We start from the raw sequence: 22,234 nt of genomic DNA, 5'->3' as shown, positions 1-22,234 counted from the left end.
AAAGGTGAGAGAGAATAAGCAGAACGGGATAAAGTAATTGCTCAAAATCACAATTCAATATGTCGCGTAAGATAGGTTTCATCATTATTTGTTACATTAATCACCGACCTTTCCGCAAACATTCTTTTGGAGCAGACGATGAAAGTGGCAGTGAAACCCCTATCTCTAGCCGTTTTAAGCAGCATGTTAGTCATGGCTGGCCCAGCAATGGCTGAAACCATCAAACTACGCATTATTGAAACCACCGATATTCACACTAATGTGATGGACTACGACTACTACAAAGACAAGCCTTCACAACAAATTGGTTTGACGCGTGCAGCAACACTGGTCAAACAAGCACGTGGCGAAGTGGTCAACAGCGTACTGGTTGATAACGGTGACTTAATTCAAGGTAGCCCGATGGGTGACTACATGGCAGCTAAAGGCATTAAAGCAGGTGAAGTTCATCCTGTTTACAAAGCCATGAACCAGCTAAGCTACGATGTCGGTAACATTGGTAACCACGAATTCAACTACGGTTTAGAGTTCTTAGCGGAAACCATTAACGATGCGGATTTCCCATACGTCAGCGCCAACGTTTTTGATAAGAAAACGGGCAAGCACTACTTCAAACCTTACATCATCAAAGATCACACCTTCAAAGACGTAAACGGTGAAGAGCACACCATCAAAGTGGGCTACATTGGCTTTGTACCTCCTCAAATTATGGTGTGGGACAAGAAAAACCTCGAAGGCAAAGTGTTCGCCAAAGACATCAAAGAAACCGCAGAAGAGCTGGTTCCGCAGATGAAGAAAGAAGGTGCCGATGTGATCGTCGCCATTCCACACTCCGGCGTCTCCTCTGACCCATACAAAATTGGCGCAGAAAACTCAGTTTACTACCTCTCAGAAGTGGACGGCATTGATGCAATTGCGTTTGGCCACTCCCACGCCGTGTTCCCAGGTAAAGGCTTTGACAACATCCAAGGTGTCGATAATCAAGCTGGCACCATCAACGGTGTTGCGGCGGTGATGCCAGGACGCTGGGGCAGCCATGTCGGTATTATTGACTTAGAACTACAGCAAAAAGAAGGGAAATGGACGGTTGTCAAAGGACAAACGGAAGCGCGCCCAATTTTCGACAAAGCAACCAAAAAACCATTGGTTGACGCCGATGCGGCGATGGTAAAAGCACTGGAAGCCGACCACAAGGGCACACGCGAGTTCGTTAACCAACCTATCGGTAAAGCGAACGATGTGATGTACAGCTTCCTCGCCTTGGTTCAAGACGACCCAACCGTGCAAATTGTTAACTTAGCGCAGAAAGATTACGTAGAACGCTTTATACAAGGCGATCCTGATCTTGCTGGCCTACCCGTTCTTTCTGCCGCAGCGCCGTTTAAAGCGGGTGGTCGTAAAAACGATCCGGCCAACTTTACCGAAGTGGAATCTGGTCAGTTAACGTTCCGTAACGCAGCCGACTTGTACCTCTATCCAAATACACTGGTGGCGATGAAAGTCACTGGTCACGAAGTGAAAGAGTGGCTTGAATGCAGTGCAGGTCAGTTCAAGCAAATCGACGTCAGCAGCACGGCGCCTCAATCTCTGATCGATTGGGATGGTTTCCGCACGTATAACTTCGATGTGATCGATGGGGTGAACTACCAGATTGATGTGACCAAACCTGCAAAATATGACGGTGATTGTAAAGTGATCAACGCCGATTCTGAGCGTGTTATTGGCCTGACTTACCAAGGCAAGCCGATCGACGTGAAGCAAACATTCATTGTTGCGACCAACAATTACCGTGCTTACAGCAACAAGTTCCCAGGCACAGGTTCAGAGTTTGTCGCGTTTGATTCACCAGATGAAAACCGCACTGTCGTGGCCAACTACATCTCTCGCGTGAGCCAAGAAAAAGGGGAAGTGACACCAAGTGCCGACAATAACTGGACTTTCGCGCCGATTAAGTCAGACAAAGCACTGGATATTCGCTTTGAAACCTCGCCAAGCGACAAAGCGGCGCAGTTCATCAAGGAGAAAGGCATCTACCCAATGAAGCAGATTGCGACGGACGACGTTGGTTTCGCCGTGTACCAGTTGGATCTGCAAAAATAACTTTTCTCGATATGAGAAATGCTTAAACTCAAACCGTTGCCCTAAGGCAACGGTTTTTTTTAGGGAGAGACATGGACACTCGCTTTACACAACAGCTTCAGAAACTCAACTTATCCGCCGATGACATTGCCCTAGCGCTCTCTCAAGCCAAAGAACTGCAATTGCCCACTCGTCATATTCTCCACCATCAGGGAGAGTATCCGCAGCAATTTTATTTTTTGCTCGATGGGTTATGTCACGCCTGCTATCTCACTGAAGACGGTAAAGAGTTCAGCAAAGAATTCTATTGGGAAGTCGATTGGATGATCGGCTTTGAAAGCGCGATTTTGCAACAAGCAAGTCCTTTTCTGCTTGAGACGTTAACACCAGTACATTTGCTGACATTTCCAATCGAACTACTACAGCATTGGCGCTCAACACATCACCCGCTTTACACGCACTTACTCGAGACTCAACTGGTTTACAAAGAACGTAAAGAGCGCTTTTTGCTGCTTCACACTCCTGAGCAAAAATACCACTTGTTTAAAACGTCGTTCCCCACGTTATTGGAAAGGCTCAGTGATCGGCAAATTGCGGCTTATTTAGGTATCACCCCAGTCAGCTTAAGTCGAATTAAAAGCCGCTCAACGGTTTAACTCGATAACATAGAGATAACCATTGTTAACATATGTTAATGGCATTCGCGGAAGACAAAAATTAGAGTCGCCATATTCATTTCATAAGGAGCGTTATCCATGGTCCAATGGCAATTGCTGCCGTTTACGCAGCTGTCGAACACCCAGCTTTATCAGTTATTAAAACTTCGCGTTGATGTCTTCGTCGTTGAGCAAAACTGCCCGTATCCTGAGCTTGATGGCCACGATACAAAACCTGGGGTCTATCATCTATTGGGTTATCAAGGAGAAGAGTTGGTTGCTTGTAGTCGCTTGCTTCCTGCTGGAACCACTTACCCTCACGCCTCAATCGGACGCGTGGCAACCTTAGCCAGTGCGCGAGGCAATGGTCTTGGCCATCAGTTGCTCACTCAGGCGTTGCAATGTTGTGACGAACTTTGGCCAAACACAGTAATCGACATTGGTGCCCAACAACACCTTGAAGCGTTTTACCAACATCACGGCTTTCGCACAGTGTCAGACATGTACCTTGAGGATGGCATCCCTCATATCGATATGCGTAAAGGCGACTAAATGCAAGCTCACCAACTGGCTATCGTTTTACTGATTGTTGGCAACTTCTTGGCGACGCTTTCCGATGTCGCCGTAAAGCTCATTGACGGTGATATCTCCCCATTTCAATACATGTTTTTGCGTCAGTTGGTCTCGCTCTTACTCATCACGCCCTTATGGTGGGTTCAATCGCCAGAACAACGGCGATTAACACAACCCGCAGTGACCATCACCCGAGCGCACCTCATTTTGATTGGCAGCGGTTGTATGATGGTTTCTATCACTTATCTGCCGCTGGCAACCGCCAATGCGGTTTTTTATGCCGCACCGTTACTCATGCTGCCATTGTCAATTTGGCTGTTGAAAGAACGCCCTTCCGCAGCCAAAGTGCTTGCGACCAGCCTGGGCTTTGTTGGTGTGTTGATCGTGTTGCGCCCTTCTCAATTTCATTGGGCGGCCCTCTTTGCACTCGGCACCGCCACCACACTCGCACTGTTTAACATCCTAGTGAGAAAGTTGCCGGCCTCGCAATCGGTTGTGACTACGTTATGGTGGACGAGCCTGTTCTCCATTCCTGTATCGGCCTTGCTGGCGCTATTTCATTGGCAACCCATGAGTGCTCAACTGTTTCTTTTTGTCGCAATAAGCGCTGTGTGCATTCTTGGCTATAACGGTTTGGCCGTTGCAGCATATCGCCGTGCGCCAGCAGGCCAAATTGCGCTCTCGGAGTATTCTGGATTGCTGTTTGTCACCATCATAGGCCTAGTCGGTTTTAACGAACTGCCCGATGGCTTCACATGGCTTGGAATTTCATTGATTGTGCTGCCGCTACTGCCCGTTCGCAAGTGGCTATATATCAGACAACAGAAACATCGCTCTCCATCATCGAGCTAGAAAAGGAGAGCTCGTATAAACGCAATAAGGCGCTCAACGCGCCTTATTGGGAGTGATTCATCACACGGCAGCGCTACTTGCTGCGGCCAAAACCACCATTAGATAAACGAAAAAACATCACTGAGGTCGTGCCTTTTTCCAATTGCAAAATGTCCAATTGACCAGTGTCATTGAGCTTAAAACGCACCAACTGACCTTGTTTGATCTGGCTGAGCGGTTTGTCATCCCCTTCGATGCGCACCAGTGCATTAAGATCCGACATCGACAACTGATTATTACGAAACACCTGAGAAAGGGTGTCACCATCACGCACTAGGTATTCCTTCCAGCTATTGGACTTTAAGTTGTTCTGCTCTTCTGTGCGTTGCTGGCTTAACCCAGTAGTATCAATATCCAAAGCAATACGCTGCGGCGTGCTAGGCTCTGGCACTTTGAGCTCTGGTTCGCTACTCGGCCACAGTAACAAGACCAACAGGACAGGAACTAAAACATAAAGCGCACGTTGATGTAAACGTGGCAACGCTGCCCAAAATTGCTTGACGTTGGACAAAATACGCTTGTAATCAAATTGAGCAATACGCTGTTTACACAGCGCCAGATAATCTACCTGAGCCTTCTTCTTTCGACGTCGATTCATGCTAGTGCTTCTCCAAACCCTTTGCACTCAGTATAAAAATACAAATTGGCTGAGTATAGTGCTTTCCGATGACAGTGAGTCATTACAAGGTAAAAATGGTTAAAAAGCGTGAAGGAAAACGTTCCTTTTACAAGTCCATACGCACCGCGGTGAGAGATGGGCCATTTAAACCTGTAGCCTAAACTGTTATCCTTTCGCTTTCATTCGTTCAATAAGAGTGACTTTTATGTCTGACATTAAATTTGAAACCGTAGAAGAGAAAGCAAGCTACGGTATTGGCCTACAAATGGGCCAGCAGCTAGCAGGTTCAGGTCTTGATGGCCTAAACGTTGCAGCCATCGCAGCGGGTATCGCAACATCTTTAACTGGTGACATGCCAGCGATTGAAGTAGACGAAATCAACAAAGCACTACACGAGCTATACACTCGCGCAGAATCTGCGCGTGCAGAAGCGGCAAAAGCGGCAGCGGCTGACGGCGAAGTATTTCTAAAAGACAACGCACTTCGTCCAGAAGTGACGGTTCTTGAGTCTGGCCTGCAATACGAAATCATCACTGAAGGCAATGGTGAAATCCCAACTTCAGACAAAACCGTACGCGTTCACTACCATGGTGAGTTGGTTGACGGCACCGTGTTCGATAGCTCAGTATCACGTGGCCAACCAGCGCAATTCCCAGTCACAGGTGTGATTAAAGGTTGGGTTGAAGCACTACAACTGATGCCAGTAGGCTCTAAGTGGAAACTGTACATCCCACACGATCTTGCTTACGGCGAGCGTGGTGCGGGCGCGTCAATCCCTCCATTTGCCGCACTAGTATTTGAAGTAGAACTGCTAGACATCGTTTAATTTAAACTTGTAGCATTTCTCATAACGGCGACACATTGTGTCGCCGTTTTTTTTGGATAATACTGAAGCCATTCAAAACAAGAATATTCGGTTGTGACAATACCGAAAATAAGTCAGCAAATAAGGAAATATTATGTACAAGAAAATCGCTATCGCCGCCTTTGTCAGTGTCGCACTTATGGGGTGTCAAACGACATCGAAACAAGCTCAAACAGGTACAGAAAGTGGTTATGGCGAAATGGCTAACGCCGCGCTGATGAGCGCTGTACAAACTTGGTCTCAGAAAGGCTCAATTGACAATGATCTCATCACTGCTATCCAAAGTAGCGCCAACATTTCGTCAGAACAGGCGGTCGGCGGAGTGGGATCACTCCTTGCGCTCGCGAAAAACTCATTGAGCAGTAACGAAAGCACCGAGTTAGCAGGGCTTATGCCTGGGTTTGATTCACTGCAATCAAGCGGCCTGACGGCGTTAATCAGCAATAACGACACGGTTAAGAGCGCATTTTCGGCATTGGGATTAGATCCAACTCTTATTTCTACCTTTACACCGTTCATCCTAAGCGCACTACAAAACCAGGGCGCAAGCTCAGGTTTGCTAGATAGTCTTTCTTCTATCTGGAAATAAGCGAGAAGCGAGAAGCGAGAAGCGAGAAGCGAGAAGCGAGAAGCGAGAAGCGAGAAGCGAGAAAATTTTTGAAGGGTTGGCGCGCAGTGCCAACCCTTTTTCTTTAAATACAGATAATGAAATCCAAATTTGGACCCAGTGCTGTCTGCAACTTTTGGCTCTCTCTCCGCGATCTCATCTCGAAGAACGAAGTTCGCTCGCCGATTCTCTGAGCGAAGCTTTTTCCAAGGAAGTAAGGCTTGGCTCGTTATTTCCTTATCTTACAAACGCAAAAAAGCCGAGCTAATGCTCGGCTTTTCTGTTCTTACGAACCTGATTACTCAGCAGCAGCTTCTTCAGCAGCTGGGCGATCTACAAGCTCAATGTAAGCCATTGGAGCTTTATCACCAGCACGGAAGCCAGCTTTTAGGATACGAGTGTAACCGCCCTGACGAGCAGCAAAACGTGGACCTAGTTCGTTAAATAGCTTTGCAACTACTTCGTTGTCACGAGTACGTGCAAACGCAAGACGACGGTTAGCAACACTGTCAGTCTTAGCTAGTGTAATCAAAGGCTCAACTACGCGACGTAGCTCTTTAGCTTTTGGCAATGTAGTCTTGATAACTTCATGACGTACAAGAGAGCTAGCCATGTTGCTGAACATCGCTTTGCGATGTGAGCTGTTGCGGTTGAGTTGACGACCACTCTTACGATGGCGCATGACCTAATCCTTCTAACTAGTATCGATTAATCTTCAGCGATTGATGCAGGTGGCCAGTTTTCTAGGCGCATGCCCAGAGACAAACCACGTGACGCAAGTACGTCTTTAATCTCAGTAAGAGATTTTTTACCAAGGTTTGGCGTTTTAAGTAGCTCAACCTCAGTACGTTGTACTAGATCACCGATGTAGTGAATCGCTTCTGCTTTCAGACAGTTAGCAGAGCGAACTGTTAGTTCAAGATCGTCTACAGGACGCAGTAGGATCGGATCGAATTCTGGCTTCTCTTCCTTCTCCTCAGGTACACGTACATCACGAAGATCTACGAACGCATCCAATTGCTCAGCAAGAATAGTTGCTGCGCGACGGATTGCTTCCTCAGGTTCAAGAGTACCGTTCGTTTCCATATCGATAACAAGCTTGTCTAAGTCAGTGCGCTGTTCTACACGAGCAGCTTCTACAGCGTAGGCAATTTTGTCTACAGGGCTGTAAGTAGCGTCTACTAGTAGGCGACCGATTGGACGCTCATCTTCTTCAGTATGGATACGAGCTGAAGCTGGAACATAACCACGACCACGTTCTACTTTGATGCGCATTGCGATCTCTGCGTTGTCATCCGTTAGGTGACAAATTACGTGTTCAGGGTTAGCGATCTCTACATCACCGTCATGGGTGATGTCACCTGCAACCACAGGGCCCGAGCCTGATTTGTTCAGTGTAATGAACACTTCATCTTTGCCTTCGGCAACGCGTACAGCCAAACCTTTTAGGTTTAGTAGGATTTCAAGAATATCTTCTTGAACGCCTTCTTTAGTGCTGTACTCATGAAGAACGCCTTCAATTTCTACTTCTGTTACAGCACAACCTGGCATAGAAGATAGAAGAATACGGCGAAGTGCATTACCTAGAGTATGGCCGAAACCACGCTCCAATGGCTCAAGAGTTACTTTTGCGTGGGTCGAGCTGATCTGTTCGATGTCAACTAGACGTGGCTTAAGAAATTCTGTTACAGAACCCTGCATTGTGTCCTCTCTTTAGTTTAACCTTACTTAGAGTAAAGCTCGACGATCAATTGTTCGTTGATGTCAGCTGATAGATCTGAACGTTCAGGCATACGCTTGAATGTACCTTCCATCTTGCCAGCATCCACTTCAATCCAAGTTGGTTTTTCACGTTGTTCAGCAACTTCTAGAGCTGCTTTGATACGAGTTTGCTGTTTAGCTTTCTCGCGAATTGAAACAACGTCGTTAGCCGCTACTTTGAAAGAAGGAACGTTTACAACTTTACCGTTTACTAGGATAGCTTTGTGGCTAACTAGCTGACGTGCTTCTGCGCGAGTTGCGCCAAAGCCCATGCGGTAAACTACGTTATCAAGACGACCTTCAAGAAGCTGAAGTAGGTTTTCACCTGTGTTGCCTTTAAGACGAGCAGCTTCTGCGTAGTAGTTACGGAATTGTTTTTCTAGAACGCCGTACATACGACGTACTTTTTGCTTCTCACGAAGCTGAACGCCATACTCAGATAGACGACCGCGACGAGCGCCGTGTACACCTGGTGCGTTATCAATTTTACACTTGGTATCGATCGCGCGAACACCAGACTTAAGGAACAAGTCAGTGCCTTCACGACGGCTAAGCTTCAGCTTAGGACCCAAATATCTTGCCATGATCTTTCTCCAGTAATCTAAAAAACGTTATACGCGACGTTTCTTAGGTGGACGACAACCGTTATGAGGGATTGGTGTAGCATCAACAATGTTAGTGATGCGGAAACCAGCTGCGTTCAGTGCGCGAACAGTAGATTCACGACCTGGACCAGGACCCTTAACCATAACTTCCAAGTTCTTTAGGCCGTATTCTTTAGCCATTTCAGCACAACGCTCAGCAGCAACCTGTGCAGCGAACGGAGTAGACTTACGAGAACCACGGAAACCTGAACCACCAGCAGTAGCCCATGCAAGAGCATTACCTTGACGGTCAGTGATAGTTACGATTGTGTTATTGAAAGAAGCATGGATGTGCGCAACGCCATCCGCAACTTGCTTGCGTACGCGCTTGCGCGCGCGAGTTGGTTGTTTAGCCATTGTACTCTACCTTCCCGATTATTTCTTGATCGGCTTACGCGGACCCTTGCGGGTGCGAGCGTTGGTTTTAGTACGCTGTCCACGTAGAGGTAGACTGCGACGATGACGAAGACCACGGTAACAGCCAAGGTCCATAAGACGCTTGATGTTCATAGATACTTCACGACGTAGATCACCTTCTACAGTGTACTTAGCTACACCATCACGCAGTTGATCGATCTGCTCTTCAGTTAGTTCACTGATCTTAACATCTTCAGCAATACCCACGTCAGCTAGGATAGCTTTTGAGCGAGTTTTACCGATACCGTAGATCGCAGTTAGAGCGATTACAGCATGTTTCTGATCAGGAATGTTAATGCCTGCAATACGGGCCATTATTCACTCCTAGGTTTCATAAAAGAATTATCCGCAGCAAAGCCCGTGTCGGATACGCTGCGGGATACTACTTCTTTTGCACGCAAAAGGTAGGCCGAGGAATATACTCGACACTACCTTTTATTTCAAGTAAAAATTTCTGCTGATTAGCCTTGGCGCTGCTTGTGCTTTGGCTCACTGCAAATCACGCGAACTACACCGTTACGCTTGATTACTTTACAGTTACGGCAGATTTTTTTAACGGAAGCACGAACTTTCATTGCTAAACTCCGTAATTGAAACTGAAACTACCGCCGGATTAACGGCCGTAGCCTTTCAGATTCGCTTTCTTCAACACAGACTCATATTGATGAGACATCATATGTGTCTGTACCTGTGCCATAAAGTCCATAATTACAACAACTACGATAAGTAGTGATGTACCGCCGAAGTAGAAACGTACGTTCCACGCGACCATCATGAACTCCGGAATCAGACAGATAAAGGTAATATAAAGCGCACCAGCTAAGGTTAAACGCGTCATTACTTTATCAATGTACTTGGCTGTCTGCTCGCCTGGGCGGATACCGGGTACGAATGCACCTGACTTCTTCAGGTTATCTGCTGTTTCACGCGGGTTGAAAACCAACGCCGTGTAGAAGAAACAGAAGAAAATAATCGCTGCTGCATAAAGCATTACATATAGAGGTTGACCAGGACTTAGAGCCAATGACACGTCAGTTAACCAACCGAACGCGCTGCTTTCACCATTCTGACCAAACCACTGGGCCAATGTTCCAGGGAACAGGATAATGCTTGATGCGAAAATCGCAGGAATTACACCAGCCATATTAATTTTCAATGGTAGGTGCGAGCTTTGTGCTGCAAATACTTTACGACCTTGTTGACGCTTCGCGTAGTTAACAACGATACGACGTTGACCACGCTCCATGAAAACAACGAAGTAAATTACAGCAAAAGCCAACACTGCAATTAACAGCAGAAGAAGTACATGCAATTCACCTTGACGCGCTTGCTCGATTGTTTGACCGATTGCCGAAGGCAATCCAGCAACAATACCTGCAAAGATCAGTAATGAAATACCATTACCAATTCCACGCTCAGTAATTTGTTCACCTAACCACATTAAGAACATGGTACCGGTTACTAAACTCACGGTTGCAATTAGCGTAAACATGGTTTGATCGATAACGACCAGATTGTCGACCATGTTTGGTAAGCCAGTTGCAATACCAATAGCCTGGAATGTTGCAAGTACAAGCGTGCCGTAGCGTGTGTATTGGCTGATCTTACGACGGCCTGCTTCACCCTCTTTCTTGAGTTCAGCTAACGCTGGATGAACTACAGTTAGCAACTGGACAACAATAGATGCCGAAATATACGGCATGATGCCCAGTGCTAAAATAGATGCACGCTCAAGAGCACCACCGGAGAACATGTTAAACATTTCAACGATGGTACCTTTTTGCTGTTCGAACAAATCGGCAAGTACAGCAGCGTCAATACCAGGAATCGGCACAAAAGAGCCAGCTCGGAATACTAAAAGTGCACCAATTACGAATAATAAGCGCGACTTCAGTTCACTTAAGCCGCTCTGAGCACTACGAAAATCTTGTCCTGGTTTCTTAGCCATCTGTACCTCGTTCCTCGAGATTATTCCTCGATTTTACCGCCTGCAGCTTCGATTGCAGCTTTAGCGCCTTTAGTCACACGTAGACCTTTAACAGTCACTGCCTTATTGATCTCACCAGAAAGAACGATTTTCACGTTCTCAATGTTTTTGGTGATAACGTTAGCAGCTTTAAGGCTGTTTAGATCAACCACGTCACCAGTTACTTTCGCTAGCTCAGCTACGCGAACTTCAGCAGACACTAGGCTCTTACGAGAAGTGAAACCGAATTTTGGTAGACGTTGTTTTAGAGGCATCTGACCGCCTTCAAAACCTGGACGAACTTTACCGCCAGAACGTGACTTTTGACCTTTGTGACCGCGGCCACCTGTTTTACCAAGGCCAGAACCGATACCGCGACCTACACGCTTAGGAGCATGCTTAGAGCCAGCAGCCGGTGATAGAGTATTCAAACGCATTTCTGATTACTCCTCAACTTTAACCATGTAGTAAACCTTGTTGATCATACCGCGAATGCACGGAGTATCTTCAAGTTCTACTGTGTGGTTGATACGACGAAGACCTAGACCACGAAGTGTAGCTTTGTGCTTAGGTAGACGACCAATTGAGCTTTTAGTTTGTGTTACTTTGATAGTTGCCATGGTGTTCTTACTCCGAAATAGCTTCAACAGTTAGACCACGTTTAGCAGCAACCATTTCTGGTGACTTAACGTCTACTAGCGCATCAATCGTTGCACGAACGATGTTGATTGGGTTAGTAGAGCCGTACGCTTTAGACAGTACGTTGTGTACACCAGCAACTTCTAGTACTGCACGCATCGCACCACCTGCGATAACACCAGTACCTTCTGCAGCAGGCTGCATGTAAACTTTAGAGCCCGAGTGGCGACCTTTCACTGGGTGGTGAAGTGTGCCTTCGTTAAGTGCGATAGTAACCATGTTACGACGCGCTTTTTCCATTGCTTTTTGGATCGCTGCAGGTACTTCACGAGCTTTGCCGTAACCGAAACCTACACGACCGTTACCGTCACCAACTACTGTTAGTGCAGTAAAGCTCATGATTCGACCACCTTTAACCGTTTTAGAAACACGGTTAACTGCGATTAGCTTTTCTTGCAAATCATTCGCTTGAACTTGTTGTTCTTTAGCCATCTTCCAACCCTACCTTAGAATTTCAGACCAGCTTCGCGAGCAGAATCTGCTAGCGCCGCTACTCGACCGTGGTATTGGAAACCAGAACGATCGAATGCAACAGTAGATACGCCTTTTTCAAGAGCGCGCTCTGCTACAGCTTTACCAACTGCTTTAGCTGCTTCGATGTTACCAGTGTATTTCACTTGCTCACGGATCGCTTTTTCTACAGTAGAAGCTGCTGCGATAACCTCAGAGCCGTTTGCTGCGATAACTTGAGCGTAAACGTGGCGAGGAGTACGGTGTACTACCAGGCGAGTTGCACCAAGTTCTGCAATCTTACGACGTGCACGTGTAGCACGACGGATGCGAGATGCTTTCTTATCCATAGTGTTACCTTACTTCTTCTTAGCTTCTTTACTACGCACATTTTCATCTGCGTAACGAATACCTTTACCTTTGTAAGGCTCAGGCGCGCGGTAAGCACGAATGTCTGCTGCAACTTGACCGATCAACTGCTTATCACAACCAGTTAAAACGATTTCAGTTTGGCTAGGACACTCAGCTTTGATACCCGCTGGCAATTCATGCTCAACTGGGTGAGAGAAGCCAAGAGTTAGACCAACCGCATTGCCTTTGATAGCAGCACGGTAACCTACACCCTTAAGGATTAGCTTACGGGTAAAGCCTTCAGTAACACCTACAACCATGTTGTTAACTAGAGCGCGAGCAGTACCTGCTTGAGCCCATGCGTTAGCAACACCTTCGCGAGGACCGAAAGTTAGCTTGTTTTCTTCCTGAGCGATAACTACTGCGTTGTTGATAACGCGAGATAGTTCACCTTTAGCACCTTTTACAGTGATTTCTTGGCCGTTCAGTTTCACCTCTACGCCAGCTGGAATAGCGACAGGTGCTTTAGCAACACGAGACATATTCTACTCCTATTAAGCTACGTAGCAGATGATTTCACCACCAAGACCTGCTTTACGAGCAGCACGGTCTGACATCAGACCCTTGGAAGTGGAAACTACAGCAACACCTAGACCACCCATAACAGATGGCAGATCGTCTTTCTTCTTGTAGACGCGCAGACCTGGGCGTGAAACACGCTTAAGTTGCTCGATTACTGGTTTAGCTTGGAAGTACTTAAGAGTAACTTCTAGCTCAGGTTTTGCTTCGCCTTCAACAGCGAAGTCAACGATGTAACCTTCAGCCTTTAGTAGTGCAGCGATTGCAACTTTCAGCTTTGAAGAAGGCATTTTAACAGCAACTTTGTTTGCTGCCTGACCGTTACGAATACGGGTCAGCATATCCGAAATCGGATCTTGCATGCTCATATGATTTACTCCAAATGATTAAAGTGGCAATTACCAGCTAGCCTTACGAAGTCCAGGAATCTCGCCTTTCATGCAAGCTTCACGAACTTTGATACGGCTCAGACCGAATTTACGTAGGTAACCGTGTGGACGACCAGTTTGGTTACAACGGTTGCGCTGACGTGACGCACTAGAATCACGTGGAAGAGTTTGCAGTTTTAGAACCGCATTCCAACGATCTTCTTCAGATACATTTACATCGCTGATGATAGCTTTTAGAGAAGCACGCTTTTCAGCGAACTTAGCTACTAGCTTTGCACGTTTTGCTTCACGTGCTTTCATTGATTGTTTAGCCATAACAGTAACCCTTCACCTTACTTACGGAATGGGAAGTTAAAGGCAGCCAGCAGAGCACGGCCTTCCTCATCAGTACCAGCAGACGTCGTAATAGTGATGTCTAAACCGCGTACACGATCAACTTTATCAAAGTCGATTTCCGGGAAGATGATTTGCTCGCGAACGCCCATGCTGTAGTTACCGCGACCGTCAAAAGACTTAGCGTTAACACCACGGAAGTCACGTACACGTGGAAGAGCGATAGAGATTAAACGCTCCATAAAATCCCACATACGTTCGCCACGCAAGGTTACTTTACAACCGATTGGGTAGCCTTCACGAATTTTGAAGCCTGCAACAGACTTACGCGCTTTAGTGATAAGTGGCTTTTGACCAGAGATCGTTGCCATATCAGCAGCTGCGTTTTCTAGCAGTTTCTTATCGTTGATAGCATCGCCCACACCCATGTTAAGGGTGATCTTTTCGATTCTAGGGACTTGCATGACGCTTGTGTAACCGAACTGTTTGGTCAGTTCAGCGACTACAGACGACTTGTAGTAATCATGCAGTTTCGCCATAGTAGAACTCCAAATTACTTTCTAAATTAGTTAGAAACAGTTTCACCGTTAGACTTGAAGAAACGAACCTTTTGGCCGTCTTCAAAACGGAAACCGATACGGTCAGCTTTACCAGTAGCTGCATTGAAGATAGCCACGTTAGAAACGTCGATAGCTGCTTCTTGCTCAACGATACCGCCTTGGATACCTAGAGCTGGAACAGGTTTCTGATGTTTCTTAACTAGGTTGATACCTTCAACAACAACTTTACCAGTTGCTAGGACCTTAGTTACTTTACCTTTCTTGCCTTTATCTTTACCAGCAAGAACGATTACTTCGTCGTTACGACGGATTTTAGCTGCCATTTTTTGCCGCTCCTTACAGAACTTCTGGAGCCAGTGAAACGATCTTCATGAACTTATCGCCACGAAGTTCGCGAGTCACAGGACCAAAGATACGTGTACCGATAGGTTGCTCACTGTTGTTGTTCAACAGTACGCAAGCATTTCGGTCGAAGCGAATGACAGAACCGTCTGGACGACGTACGCCTTTACGGGTGCGAACTACCACCGCCTTCAGAACGTCACCTTTTTTAACTTTACCGCGAGGAATTGCTTCCTTAACAGTAACTTTGATAACGTCACCGATATGTGCATAACGGCGGTGAGAGCCACCCAGAACCTTAATACACATTACGCTGCGAGCGCCTGAGTTATCAGCTGCGTCCAGCATACTTTGCATTTGGATCATGTTAGTGCTCCGCTAAATATTAAAAAAACTAGACCCTCTCGGGTCGGGCTGCCTCTTTATAAGGGACGCGAATTGTACCACCCTTTTTTGTGATTGGGTAGTCAAAAAATAAACGGCCCCAAAAAATTTTTGGAGCCGTTTATATTCATAGAATAGTGAAGATTACATCTTCGCTTTTTCTACAACTTTTACCAAAGTCCAAGACTTAGTCTTAGACAGTGGACGACACTCAACGATTTCAACAGTGTCGCCAATGCCACACTCGTTGTTTTCGTCATGTGCGTGAACTTTAGTCGTGCGCTTAACGAATTTACCGTAGATAGGGTGCTTCACCATGCGCTCGATAGCAACAACGATAGACTTGTCCATCTTGTCGCTAACAACACGACCTAGTTGAGTACGAATTTTGTCGCTCATTATGCGCCTGCCTTCTCAGTCAAAACAGTTTTCACACGTGCGATATCACGGCGTACAGCTTTCAGAGTATGAGTTTGCTGTAGTTGACCAGTTGCAGCTTGCATGCGCAAGTTGAACTGTTCACGTAGCAAATTCAATAGCTCAGAGTTAAGCTCTTCAACGCTCTTTTCGCGTAGATCTTGTGCTTTCATCACATCACCTGCTTAGTTACAAATGTAGTCTTGAATGGCAGTTTGCGAGCCGCTAGGCGGAACGCTTCACGCGCCAATTCTTCAGGTACACCATCAACTTCGTACATAACCTTACCAGGTTGGATTTGGGCTACCCAGTACTCAACGTTACCTTTACCCTTACCTTGACGAACTTCAAGTGGTTTTTCAGTGATCGGCTTGTCTGGGAACACACGGATCCAGATCTTACCTTGACGCTTGATGTGACGCGTCATAGCACGACGTGCAGCTTCGATTTGACGAGCAGTCAAACGACCACGGCCAACAGCTTTAAGACCAAAAGAACCAAAGCTTACTTCAGTACCTTTAGCTAGACCGCGGTTACGACCAGTATGAACCTTACGGAACTTAGTACGTTTAGGTTGTAGCATCTGTCGACTCCTTACTTACGGCCTTTACGCTGCTTCTTAGGCTTGTCAGCCTTTGGCTCTGCAGCTTCAGTTGCTGCTGGCATACCGCCTAGGATCTCACCTTTGAAGATCCAAACTTTAATGCCGATTACACCGTATGTGGTGTGAGCCGAAGAAGTTGCGTAATCAATGTCTGCACGTAGAGTGTGTAGAGGCACACGGCCTTCACGGTACCACTCAGAACGTGCGATTTCAGCGCCGCCTAGACGACCGCTTACTTCCACTTTGATACCCTTAGCACCTAGACGCATTGCGTTTTGTACCGCACGCTTCATAGCACGACGGAACATTACACGACGCTCTAGCTGAGACGCGATGCTGTCACCAACAAGTTGCGCATCTAGTTCAGGCTTACGTACTTCAGCGATGTTAATTTGCGCTGGTACACCTGCAATTTTCGCTACAGCTGTGCGTAGCTTCTCAACGTCTTCACCTTTCTTACCGATAACAACGCCTGGACGAGCAGTGTGAATAGTCACACGGATGCTCTTAGCAGGACGCTCGATAACGATACGTGATAGAGACGCTTTTGAAAGTTCCTTAGTTAGGAACTGACGTACCTTGAAGTCGCCGTCTAGGTTGTCAGCGAAATCTTTGGTGTTAGCAAACCATGTAGCATTCCAAGGCTTAACGATGCCTAGACGAATACCATTAGGATGTACTTTTTGACCCATTGCTTACTCTCCTAGTCTCTAGCGATCTGCTACAACAACAGTGATGTGGCTTGAACGCTTCAAGATACGATCCGCACGACCTTTAGCACGAGGCATAATACGCTTCATGGTTGGGCCTTCATCTACAAAGATTTTTGCGACATTCAGATCGTCAATATCTGCACCTTCGTTGTGCTCCGCGTTAGCGATAGCAGACTCTAGAACTTTCTTAACTAGTACAGCAGCTTTTTTGTTGCTGAAAGTTAGGATTTCAAGAGCTTGGTCAACAGATTTACCACGAATTAGATCCGCAACTAAGCGAGCTTTCTGAGGCGAAATGCGAGCAAAGTTATGTTTAGCAATAGCTTCCATTATTTACTCCTTAACGCTTCTTAGCTTTCTTATCCGCAGCGTGACCGCGGTAAGTACGAGTTGGTGCGAATTCACCCAGTTTGTGACCGATCATTTCTTCGGTAACGAAAACTGGAACGTGCTGACGACCATTATGGACAGCGATGGTCAAACCGATCATCGTAGGGATGATCATTGAACGACGGGACCAAGTCTTAAGTGGCTTTTTGTCTCCGCTTTCCACCGCTTTCTCTACCTTCTTCAGCAAGTGTAGGTCAATAAATGGACCTTTCTTGAGAGAACGTGGCATGGCGATTCCTCTTTATATAGATTACTTGTTACGACGACGTACGATGTACTTGTCAGTGCGTTTGTTGCTACGAGTCTTGTAGCCTTTAGTTGGTACACCCCAAGGTGAAACTGGATGACGGCCACCAGAAGTACGACCTTCACCACCACCGTGTGGGTGATCTACTGGGTTCATTACCACACCGCGAACGGTTGGACGAACACCACGCCAGCGACTTGCACCAGCTTTACCAAGCTCACGAAGCATGTGCTCAGAGTTACCAACTTCACCGATTGTTGCGCGACCTTCAGATAGAACTTTACGCATTTCGCCAGAACGTAGACGGATAGTTACGTAAGAACCATCACGAGCTACTAGCTGAGCGTAAGCACCCGCTGAACGAGCCAACTGTGCACCTTTACCAGGAGTCAATTCAACACAGTGAATTGTAGAACCTACTGGGATGTTGCGCATTGGTAGAGTGTTACCCGCTTTGATCGGTGCATCAACACCAGATTGGATAACGTCACCAGCTTGCATACCTTTAGGTGCAATGATGTAACGACGCTCACCGTCTGCGTACAGAACTAGAGCGATGTTTGCGCTACGGTTTGGATCGTATTCTAGACGCTCAACTTTCGCTGGGATACCGTCTTTAGTACGTTTGAAGTCAACTACACGGTAGTGTTGTTTATGACCACCACCGATGTGACGTACTGTGATACGACCGTTGTTGTTACGACCACCGTTCTTAGAGTTTTTCTCTAGAAGAGGTGCGTAAGGCTTGCCTTTGTGTAGGTCAGCGTTAACAACTTTAACAACGTGACGACGACCAGCCGAAGTCGGCTTACATTTAACAATAGCCATTATTCAACTACTCCTGTTATTCCGCGCCGCCAACAAAGTCAAGATCTTGACCTTCTTTCAAAGTAACGTACGCTTTCTTCACGTCTGAACGACGGCCTTGGCGTAGACCTTGACGCTTGGTCTTACCCTTAGTGATAAGAGTATTTACAGACTTAACTTCAACTTCAAATAGCTGTTCTACAGCTGCTTTGATCTCTTTCTTAGTTGCATCTTTCGCTACTTTGAAAACGATAGTGTTCGCTTTCTCAGCTGCCATAGTTGCTTTTTCAGAGATGTGCGGTGCACGTAGAACTTTTAGTAGACGCTCTTGAGTGATCATGCCAGCATCTCCTCAACTTGCTTAACTGCATCAGCAGTCATTAGAACCTTGTTAAACGCGATTAGAGAAACTGGGTCAATACCAGCTACGTCACGTGCGTCAACTTTGTATAGGTTACGTGCAGCTAAGAATAGATTCTCGTCTACTTCGCCAGTTACGATAAGCACGTCGTTTAGCTCAAGTTCTTTAAGCTTAGCAACTAGCTCTTTCGTTTTTGGTGCTTCAACAGAGAAGTTATCAACAACGATTAGACGCTCTTGACGAACTAGCTCAGAAAGAATGCTCTTCATCGCACCACGGTACATTTTCTTGTTTACTTTTTGGCTGTGATCTTGTGGTTTCGCAGCAAAAGTAACACCACCTGTACGCCATAGTGGGCTACGGATTGTACCAGCACGTGCACGGCCAGTACCTTTTTGACGCCATGGTTTAGCACCACCGCCAGAAACTTCTGAACGTGTTTTTTGAGCACGAGTACCTTGACGAGCACCTGCTGCGTACGCAACAACTACTTGGTGAACAAGAGCTTCGTTGAACTCACGTCCGAAAGTAGCTTCGGAAACAGTTAGTGCAGCAGCACCTTTAACCATCAATTCCATTACTTACTCCTAGACGTTATGCTTTAACAGCTGGTTTAACGATCACGTTACCGCCAGTTGCGCCAGGGACTGCACCTTTAATAAGAAGCAGATTGCGCTCAGCGTCAACACGTACGATCTCTAGGTTTTGAGTCGTTACACGCTCAGCACCCATGTGACCTGCCATTTTCTTGCCTTTAAATACGCGACCTGGAGTCTGACATTGACCGATAGAACCAGGAGCACGGTGAGACAATGAGTTACCGTGAGTCATATCTTGAGTACGGAAGTTCCAGCGCTTAACAGTGCCTTGGAAACCTTTACCCTTAGATGTACCAGTAACGTCTACTTTTTTAACTTCGTTGAATAGCTCAACAGTTAGTTCTGAACCAACTGCAAACTCTTCGCCGTTTTCTAAACGGAATTCCCAAAGACCACGACCAGCTTCAACACCAGCTTTAGCAAAGTGACCTGCTTCAGCTTTGTTTACGCGGTTAGCTTTCTTTGTACCAGCTGTAACTTGGATTGCTGCATAGCCGTCAGTCTCAAGAGTTTTCACTTGAGCAATACGGTTCGCTTCAACCTCAACAACAGTTACAGGGATAGAAACGCCTTCTTCAGTAAATACGCGGGTCATGCCCACTTTACGACCGATTAGACCAATCATTCTTCTAATCTCCCTTAACCTAGGCTAATTTGAACGTCAACGCCTGCAGCAAGGTCTAGACGCATCAGAGCATCAACAGTTTTGTCTGTTGGCTCAACGATGTCGATTAGACGCTTGTGAGTACGAATTTCGTACTGGTCACGAGCTTTCTTGTTAACGTGTGGAGAGATAAGAACGGTGAAACGCTCTTTACGAGTAGGTAGTGGGATTGGACCACGAACCTGTGCGCCAGTGCGCTTAGCTGTTTCAACGATTTCCGCTGTTGAAGCGTCGATTAGTTTGTAATCGAAAGCTTTAAGGCGGATACGGATACGTTGGTTCTGCATGAGACAGAGCTCCAATATTAAAAATTACACAAACAATATCGCCACTCAAACTCGTTAAGACGAGAGAATGCCGATTGATTTATGTGAAACCGTAGCATCCAAGATTAGGACGCATTGTCAGTTAATTTTCGATTAACCATGTATCTATGGAAGGAACGCTATCAGATAGGAACACTAAAATAGATAAGCTAATTGTATTAACTGCGAACATAAGCTGAGTATACATTACCCCACAACCGAAGCTGCTGGCTCCTCGCTGCTCATTGGTTCACAACTGAACAAGTCAGTGCGGCGTATTATACAGATCACAGTTTTGCTTGCAAGGGCTGTTTGAAAAATAATCGGAGAAAGATTCAGACGATTGAAGTCCTCGCAACCTGGAGTAACCGAGATACAACTCACCTCAATACACGTGGCAAATAGACACAATCGCTATAGCGGAGCTCAATACTCTCACCCTACCAACTTACCGTCATTCCCGCGCACACGGGAATCCATTCATCCACGCACGCCGGATGTCGCATTTGAAAACGTACTCGCCACAACAGACAACAACATAGAGCAACATAGAGCAAAACCAATAACAACACTGGCAATGAAGCGGAAATACCAAACCACAACACTCGCTGTACGATGGTTCCCCGCGTTCGCGAGGATGACGTGCGGAGAGACAGAACGAGGCTAACAGACCGAAGTTGTAAGGAAGAAGTTGGAATAACAAAGGATTAGATTAGATGAGACAAGACACATCAACAACGCCACTATCCCATAAAAGTAAGCACACCGCCGCCACGCCCCCAGTTGTCATTCCCGTGCATACGGGAATCCATTCATCCACGCACGCCGGATGTCGCGTTTGGAAATGCACTCCCCCAGACAACAACATAGAGCGAAACTGACAACAGTACTGGCAATGAAGCGGAAATACCAAACCACAACATTCACTGTACGATGGGTCCCCGCGTTCGCGAGGATGACGTGCGGAGAGACAGAACGAGGCTAACAGACCGAAGTTGTAAGGAAGAAGTTGGAATAACAAAGGATTAGATTAGACACATCAACAGCGGCACTCTCACATAAAAACTCAAAACACCGCCACCACACCACCAATCGTCATTCCCGTGCACACGGGAATCCATTCATCCACGCACTCCGGATGTCGCATTTGGACACGTACTCGCCGCAATAGGCAGCAACATAGAACAACCAAACAGCAACACTGACAATGAAGCGGAAATACCACACCACAACACTCGCCGTACGATGGATCCCCGCCTTCGCGAGGATGACGAGAAAAAGGATAGAAAGAAAAAGGATAGAAAGAAAAAGCAGACAGACCGAAGTGAGAAGGAAAAAGTTAGAAGAGTAAAGGATGAGAGAAAACACCAACAGCACCGTCTCACATAAAAACTCAGCACCCGCCACGCCCCCTACCGTCATTCCCGTGCACACGGGAATCCATTCATCCACGCACGCCGGATGTCGCGTTTGGAAATACACTCACCCCAGACAACAACATAGATCAAAACTGACAACAACACTGGCAATGAAGCGGTAATACCGAGCTACAAGACTCGCTGTACGATGGATCCCCGCCTTCGCGAGGATGACGAGAAAAAGGATAGAAAGAAAAAGCCGACAGTCCGAAGTAAGAAGGAAAAAGTTAGAAAACAAAGGATGAGAGAAAACACCAACAGCACCGTCTCACATAAAATCTCAGCACCCGCCACGCCCCCCCAGTTGTCATTCCCGTGCACACGGGAATCCATTCATCCACGCACGCCGGATGTCGCATTTGGAAATGCACTCACCACAGACAACAACATAGAGCGAAACTGACAACAACACTGGCAATGAAGCGGTAATACCGAGCTACAACACTCGCTGTACGATGGATCCCCGCCTTCGAAAGGATGACGAGATAAAAAATGAAAAAGAAAGGAATTCGACCTAGCTCAAATATAAGTCAGAAGTGTAGAA

Annotated in this window: 36 protein-coding genes; 6 read left to right on the top strand and 30 right to left on the bottom strand. The window is 46.5% G+C overall.

Annotated features, from left to right (window positions below; translation table 11 throughout):
- Positions 1–138 precede the first annotated feature (138 nt).
- From cpdB to CIK04_RS04775, 4 genes are all read left to right on the top strand, one after another.
- Positions 139–2,100: a 2',3'-cyclic-nucleotide 2'-phosphodiesterase gene (cpdB, locus tag CIK04_RS04790; protein ID WP_097353276.1), complete on the top strand. Its 1,962-nt coding sequence runs from the start codon at positions 139–141 to the stop codon at positions 2,098–2,100.
- Between the two features lie 71 nt (positions 2,101–2,171).
- The gene (locus CIK04_RS04785) at positions 2,172–2,735 is read left to right on the top strand and encodes a Crp/Fnr family transcriptional regulator (RefSeq protein ID WP_080532442.1); all 564 of its coding nucleotides are present in this window, start codon (positions 2,172–2,174) and stop codon (positions 2,733–2,735) included.
- 99 nt (positions 2,736–2,834) lie between these two features.
- Positions 2,835–3,287 (top strand): GNAT family N-acetyltransferase, encoded by a 453-nt coding sequence (locus CIK04_RS04780; RefSeq protein ID WP_017420322.1) that lies wholly within the window; start codon positions 2,835–2,837, stop codon positions 3,285–3,287.
- A complete protein-coding gene (locus tag CIK04_RS04775; protein ID WP_039546152.1) occupies positions 3,288–4,160 on the top strand; it encodes a DMT family transporter in 873 nt (290 codons plus the stop codon).
- Positions 4,161–4,233: 73 nt separating this feature from the next.
- Here CIK04_RS04775 and CIK04_RS04770 read toward each other — a convergent pair whose 3' ends face one another.
- On the bottom strand, positions 4,234–4,797 hold the full coding sequence (locus CIK04_RS04770) for a LysM-like peptidoglycan-binding domain-containing protein (RefSeq protein ID WP_026050415.1): 564 nt from the start codon (positions 4,795–4,797) through the stop codon (positions 4,234–4,236).
- Between the two features lie 226 nt (positions 4,798–5,023).
- Here CIK04_RS04770 and CIK04_RS04765 point away from each other — a divergent pair, with 226 nt between their 5' ends.
- On the top strand, positions 5,024–5,644 hold the full coding sequence (locus CIK04_RS04765) for an FKBP-type peptidyl-prolyl cis-trans isomerase (RefSeq protein ID WP_026050414.1): 621 nt from the start codon (positions 5,024–5,026) through the stop codon (positions 5,642–5,644).
- A 133-nt stretch (positions 5,645–5,777) separates the two neighbouring features.
- Positions 5,778–6,272, top strand: coding sequence for a DUF2780 domain-containing protein (locus CIK04_RS04760; RefSeq protein ID WP_097353275.1), 495 nt, complete (start codon positions 5,778–5,780; stop codon positions 6,270–6,272).
- 316 nt (positions 6,273–6,588) lie between these two features.
- On the opposite strand, the gene rplQ is transcribed toward CIK04_RS04760, so the two are convergent.
- The 29 genes from rplQ to CIK04_RS32685 form a co-directional block, all read right to left on the bottom strand.
- Positions 6,589–6,972, bottom strand: coding sequence for a 50S ribosomal protein L17 (gene rplQ, locus CIK04_RS04755; protein WP_011078810.1), 384 nt, complete (start codon positions 6,970–6,972; stop codon positions 6,589–6,591).
- 26 nt (positions 6,973–6,998) lie between these two features.
- The gene (rpoA, locus tag CIK04_RS04750) at positions 6,999–7,991 is read right to left on the bottom strand and encodes a DNA-directed RNA polymerase subunit alpha (protein ID WP_010445384.1); all 993 of its coding nucleotides are present in this window, start codon (positions 7,989–7,991) and stop codon (positions 6,999–7,001) included.
- Positions 7,992–8,014: 23 nt separating this feature from the next.
- Entirely contained in the window at positions 8,015–8,635 is a 621-nt protein-coding gene (gene rpsD, locus CIK04_RS04745) for a 30S ribosomal protein S4 (protein ID WP_011078811.1), read from the bottom strand.
- Positions 8,636–8,662: 27 nt separating this feature from the next.
- On the bottom strand, positions 8,663–9,052 hold the full coding sequence (rpsK, locus tag CIK04_RS04740; protein ID WP_001118870.1) for a 30S ribosomal protein S11: 390 nt from the start codon (positions 9,050–9,052) through the stop codon (positions 8,663–8,665).
- A gap of 18 nt (positions 9,053–9,070) precedes the next feature.
- Positions 9,071–9,427 (bottom strand): 30S ribosomal protein S13, encoded by a 357-nt coding sequence (rpsM, locus tag CIK04_RS04735; protein WP_011078812.1) that lies wholly within the window; start codon positions 9,425–9,427, stop codon positions 9,071–9,073.
- Positions 9,428–9,573: 146 nt separating this feature from the next.
- Positions 9,574–9,687, bottom strand: coding sequence for a 50S ribosomal protein L36 (gene rpmJ, locus CIK04_RS04730; RefSeq protein WP_000868186.1), 114 nt, complete (start codon positions 9,685–9,687; stop codon positions 9,574–9,576).
- Positions 9,688–9,725: 38 nt separating this feature from the next.
- A complete protein-coding gene (gene secY, locus CIK04_RS04725; protein ID WP_011078813.1) occupies positions 9,726–11,060 on the bottom strand; it encodes a preprotein translocase subunit SecY in 1,335 nt (444 codons plus the stop codon).
- Between the two features lie 20 nt (positions 11,061–11,080).
- The gene (gene rplO, locus CIK04_RS04720; RefSeq protein ID WP_011078814.1) at positions 11,081–11,515 is read right to left on the bottom strand and encodes a 50S ribosomal protein L15; all 435 of its coding nucleotides are present in this window, start codon (positions 11,513–11,515) and stop codon (positions 11,081–11,083) included.
- A 6-nt stretch (positions 11,516–11,521) separates the two neighbouring features.
- Positions 11,522–11,698: a 50S ribosomal protein L30 gene (rpmD, locus tag CIK04_RS04715; RefSeq protein ID WP_011078815.1), complete on the bottom strand. Its 177-nt coding sequence runs from the start codon at positions 11,696–11,698 to the stop codon at positions 11,522–11,524.
- Between the two features lie 7 nt (positions 11,699–11,705).
- Positions 11,706–12,209, bottom strand: a complete 504-nt coding sequence (gene rpsE, locus CIK04_RS04710; protein WP_011078816.1) for a 30S ribosomal protein S5 — start codon at positions 12,207–12,209, stop codon at positions 11,706–11,708.
- 14 nt (positions 12,210–12,223) lie between these two features.
- Entirely contained in the window at positions 12,224–12,577 is a 354-nt protein-coding gene (gene rplR / locus CIK04_RS04705) for a 50S ribosomal protein L18 (RefSeq protein ID WP_011078817.1), read from the bottom strand.
- Positions 12,578–12,586: 9 nt separating this feature from the next.
- A complete protein-coding gene (gene rplF, locus CIK04_RS04700; RefSeq protein ID WP_011078818.1) occupies positions 12,587–13,120 on the bottom strand; it encodes a 50S ribosomal protein L6 in 534 nt (177 codons plus the stop codon).
- Between the two features lie 12 nt (positions 13,121–13,132).
- On the bottom strand, positions 13,133–13,525 hold the full coding sequence (gene rpsH, locus CIK04_RS04695; RefSeq protein WP_011078819.1) for a 30S ribosomal protein S8: 393 nt from the start codon (positions 13,523–13,525) through the stop codon (positions 13,133–13,135).
- Between the two features lie 30 nt (positions 13,526–13,555).
- The gene (rpsN, locus tag CIK04_RS04690) at positions 13,556–13,861 is read right to left on the bottom strand and encodes a 30S ribosomal protein S14 (RefSeq protein WP_011078820.1); all 306 of its coding nucleotides are present in this window, start codon (positions 13,859–13,861) and stop codon (positions 13,556–13,558) included.
- A gap of 17 nt (positions 13,862–13,878) precedes the next feature.
- The gene (gene rplE / locus CIK04_RS04685; RefSeq protein WP_011078821.1) at positions 13,879–14,418 is read right to left on the bottom strand and encodes a 50S ribosomal protein L5; all 540 of its coding nucleotides are present in this window, start codon (positions 14,416–14,418) and stop codon (positions 13,879–13,881) included.
- 26 nt (positions 14,419–14,444) lie between these two features.
- Positions 14,445–14,762, bottom strand: coding sequence for a 50S ribosomal protein L24 (rplX, locus tag CIK04_RS04680; protein ID WP_017420317.1), 318 nt, complete (start codon positions 14,760–14,762; stop codon positions 14,445–14,447).
- 13 nt (positions 14,763–14,775) lie between these two features.
- Positions 14,776–15,147, bottom strand: a complete 372-nt coding sequence (gene rplN, locus CIK04_RS04675) for a 50S ribosomal protein L14 (RefSeq protein WP_017420316.1) — start codon at positions 15,145–15,147, stop codon at positions 14,776–14,778.
- A 162-nt stretch (positions 15,148–15,309) separates the two neighbouring features.
- Positions 15,310–15,564, bottom strand: a complete 255-nt coding sequence (rpsQ, locus tag CIK04_RS04670) for a 30S ribosomal protein S17 (protein WP_017420315.1) — start codon at positions 15,562–15,564, stop codon at positions 15,310–15,312.
- Entirely contained in the window at positions 15,564–15,755 is a 192-nt protein-coding gene (gene rpmC / locus CIK04_RS04665; RefSeq protein ID WP_011078825.1) for a 50S ribosomal protein L29, read from the bottom strand. Before rpmC ends, rpsQ begins: the two co-directional genes overlap by 1 nt.
- Complete coding sequence (gene rplP, locus CIK04_RS04660) at positions 15,755–16,165, bottom strand: 50S ribosomal protein L16 (protein ID WP_004728605.1); 411 nt, start codon at positions 16,163–16,165, stop codon at positions 15,755–15,757. The genes rpmC and rplP overlap by 1 nt, the downstream gene beginning before the upstream one ends.
- An 11-nt stretch (positions 16,166–16,176) precedes the next feature.
- A complete protein-coding gene (gene rpsC / locus CIK04_RS04655; protein ID WP_011078826.1) occupies positions 16,177–16,878 on the bottom strand; it encodes a 30S ribosomal protein S3 in 702 nt (233 codons plus the stop codon).
- A gap of 18 nt (positions 16,879–16,896) precedes the next feature.
- Complete coding sequence (gene rplV / locus CIK04_RS04650; RefSeq protein WP_005528535.1) at positions 16,897–17,229, bottom strand: 50S ribosomal protein L22; 333 nt, start codon at positions 17,227–17,229, stop codon at positions 16,897–16,899.
- Positions 17,230–17,239: 10 nt separating this feature from the next.
- The gene (gene rpsS / locus CIK04_RS04645) at positions 17,240–17,518 is read right to left on the bottom strand and encodes a 30S ribosomal protein S19 (RefSeq protein WP_011078827.1); all 279 of its coding nucleotides are present in this window, start codon (positions 17,516–17,518) and stop codon (positions 17,240–17,242) included.
- Positions 17,519–17,539: 21 nt separating this feature from the next.
- Positions 17,540–18,364 (bottom strand): 50S ribosomal protein L2, encoded by an 825-nt coding sequence (gene rplB / locus CIK04_RS04640; RefSeq protein ID WP_011078828.1) that lies wholly within the window; start codon positions 18,362–18,364, stop codon positions 17,540–17,542.
- Positions 18,365–18,380: 16 nt separating this feature from the next.
- Positions 18,381–18,683: a 50S ribosomal protein L23 gene (gene rplW / locus CIK04_RS04635; RefSeq protein ID WP_011078829.1), complete on the bottom strand. Its 303-nt coding sequence runs from the start codon at positions 18,681–18,683 to the stop codon at positions 18,381–18,383.
- On the bottom strand, positions 18,680–19,282 hold the full coding sequence (rplD, locus tag CIK04_RS04630; RefSeq protein ID WP_011078830.1) for a 50S ribosomal protein L4: 603 nt from the start codon (positions 19,280–19,282) through the stop codon (positions 18,680–18,682). The genes rplW and rplD overlap by 4 nt, the downstream gene beginning before the upstream one ends.
- 16 nt (positions 19,283–19,298) lie before the next feature.
- Positions 19,299–19,928, bottom strand: coding sequence for a 50S ribosomal protein L3 (gene rplC, locus CIK04_RS04625; protein WP_011149347.1), 630 nt, complete (start codon positions 19,926–19,928; stop codon positions 19,299–19,301).
- Between the two features lie 14 nt (positions 19,929–19,942).
- Complete coding sequence (gene rpsJ, locus CIK04_RS04620; RefSeq protein ID WP_004410492.1) at positions 19,943–20,254, bottom strand: 30S ribosomal protein S10; 312 nt, start codon at positions 20,252–20,254, stop codon at positions 19,943–19,945.
- A 1,113-nt stretch (positions 20,255–21,367) separates the two neighbouring features.
- On the bottom strand, positions 21,368–21,694 hold the full coding sequence (locus CIK04_RS32685; protein ID WP_176463285.1) for a hypothetical protein: 327 nt from the start codon (positions 21,692–21,694) through the stop codon (positions 21,368–21,370).
- Positions 21,695–22,234: the final 540 nt, after the last annotated feature.

This window comes from Vibrio sp. 03_296 (assembly GCF_002265885.1).
This window is presented reverse-complemented; position numbering and strand designations above follow the sequence as displayed.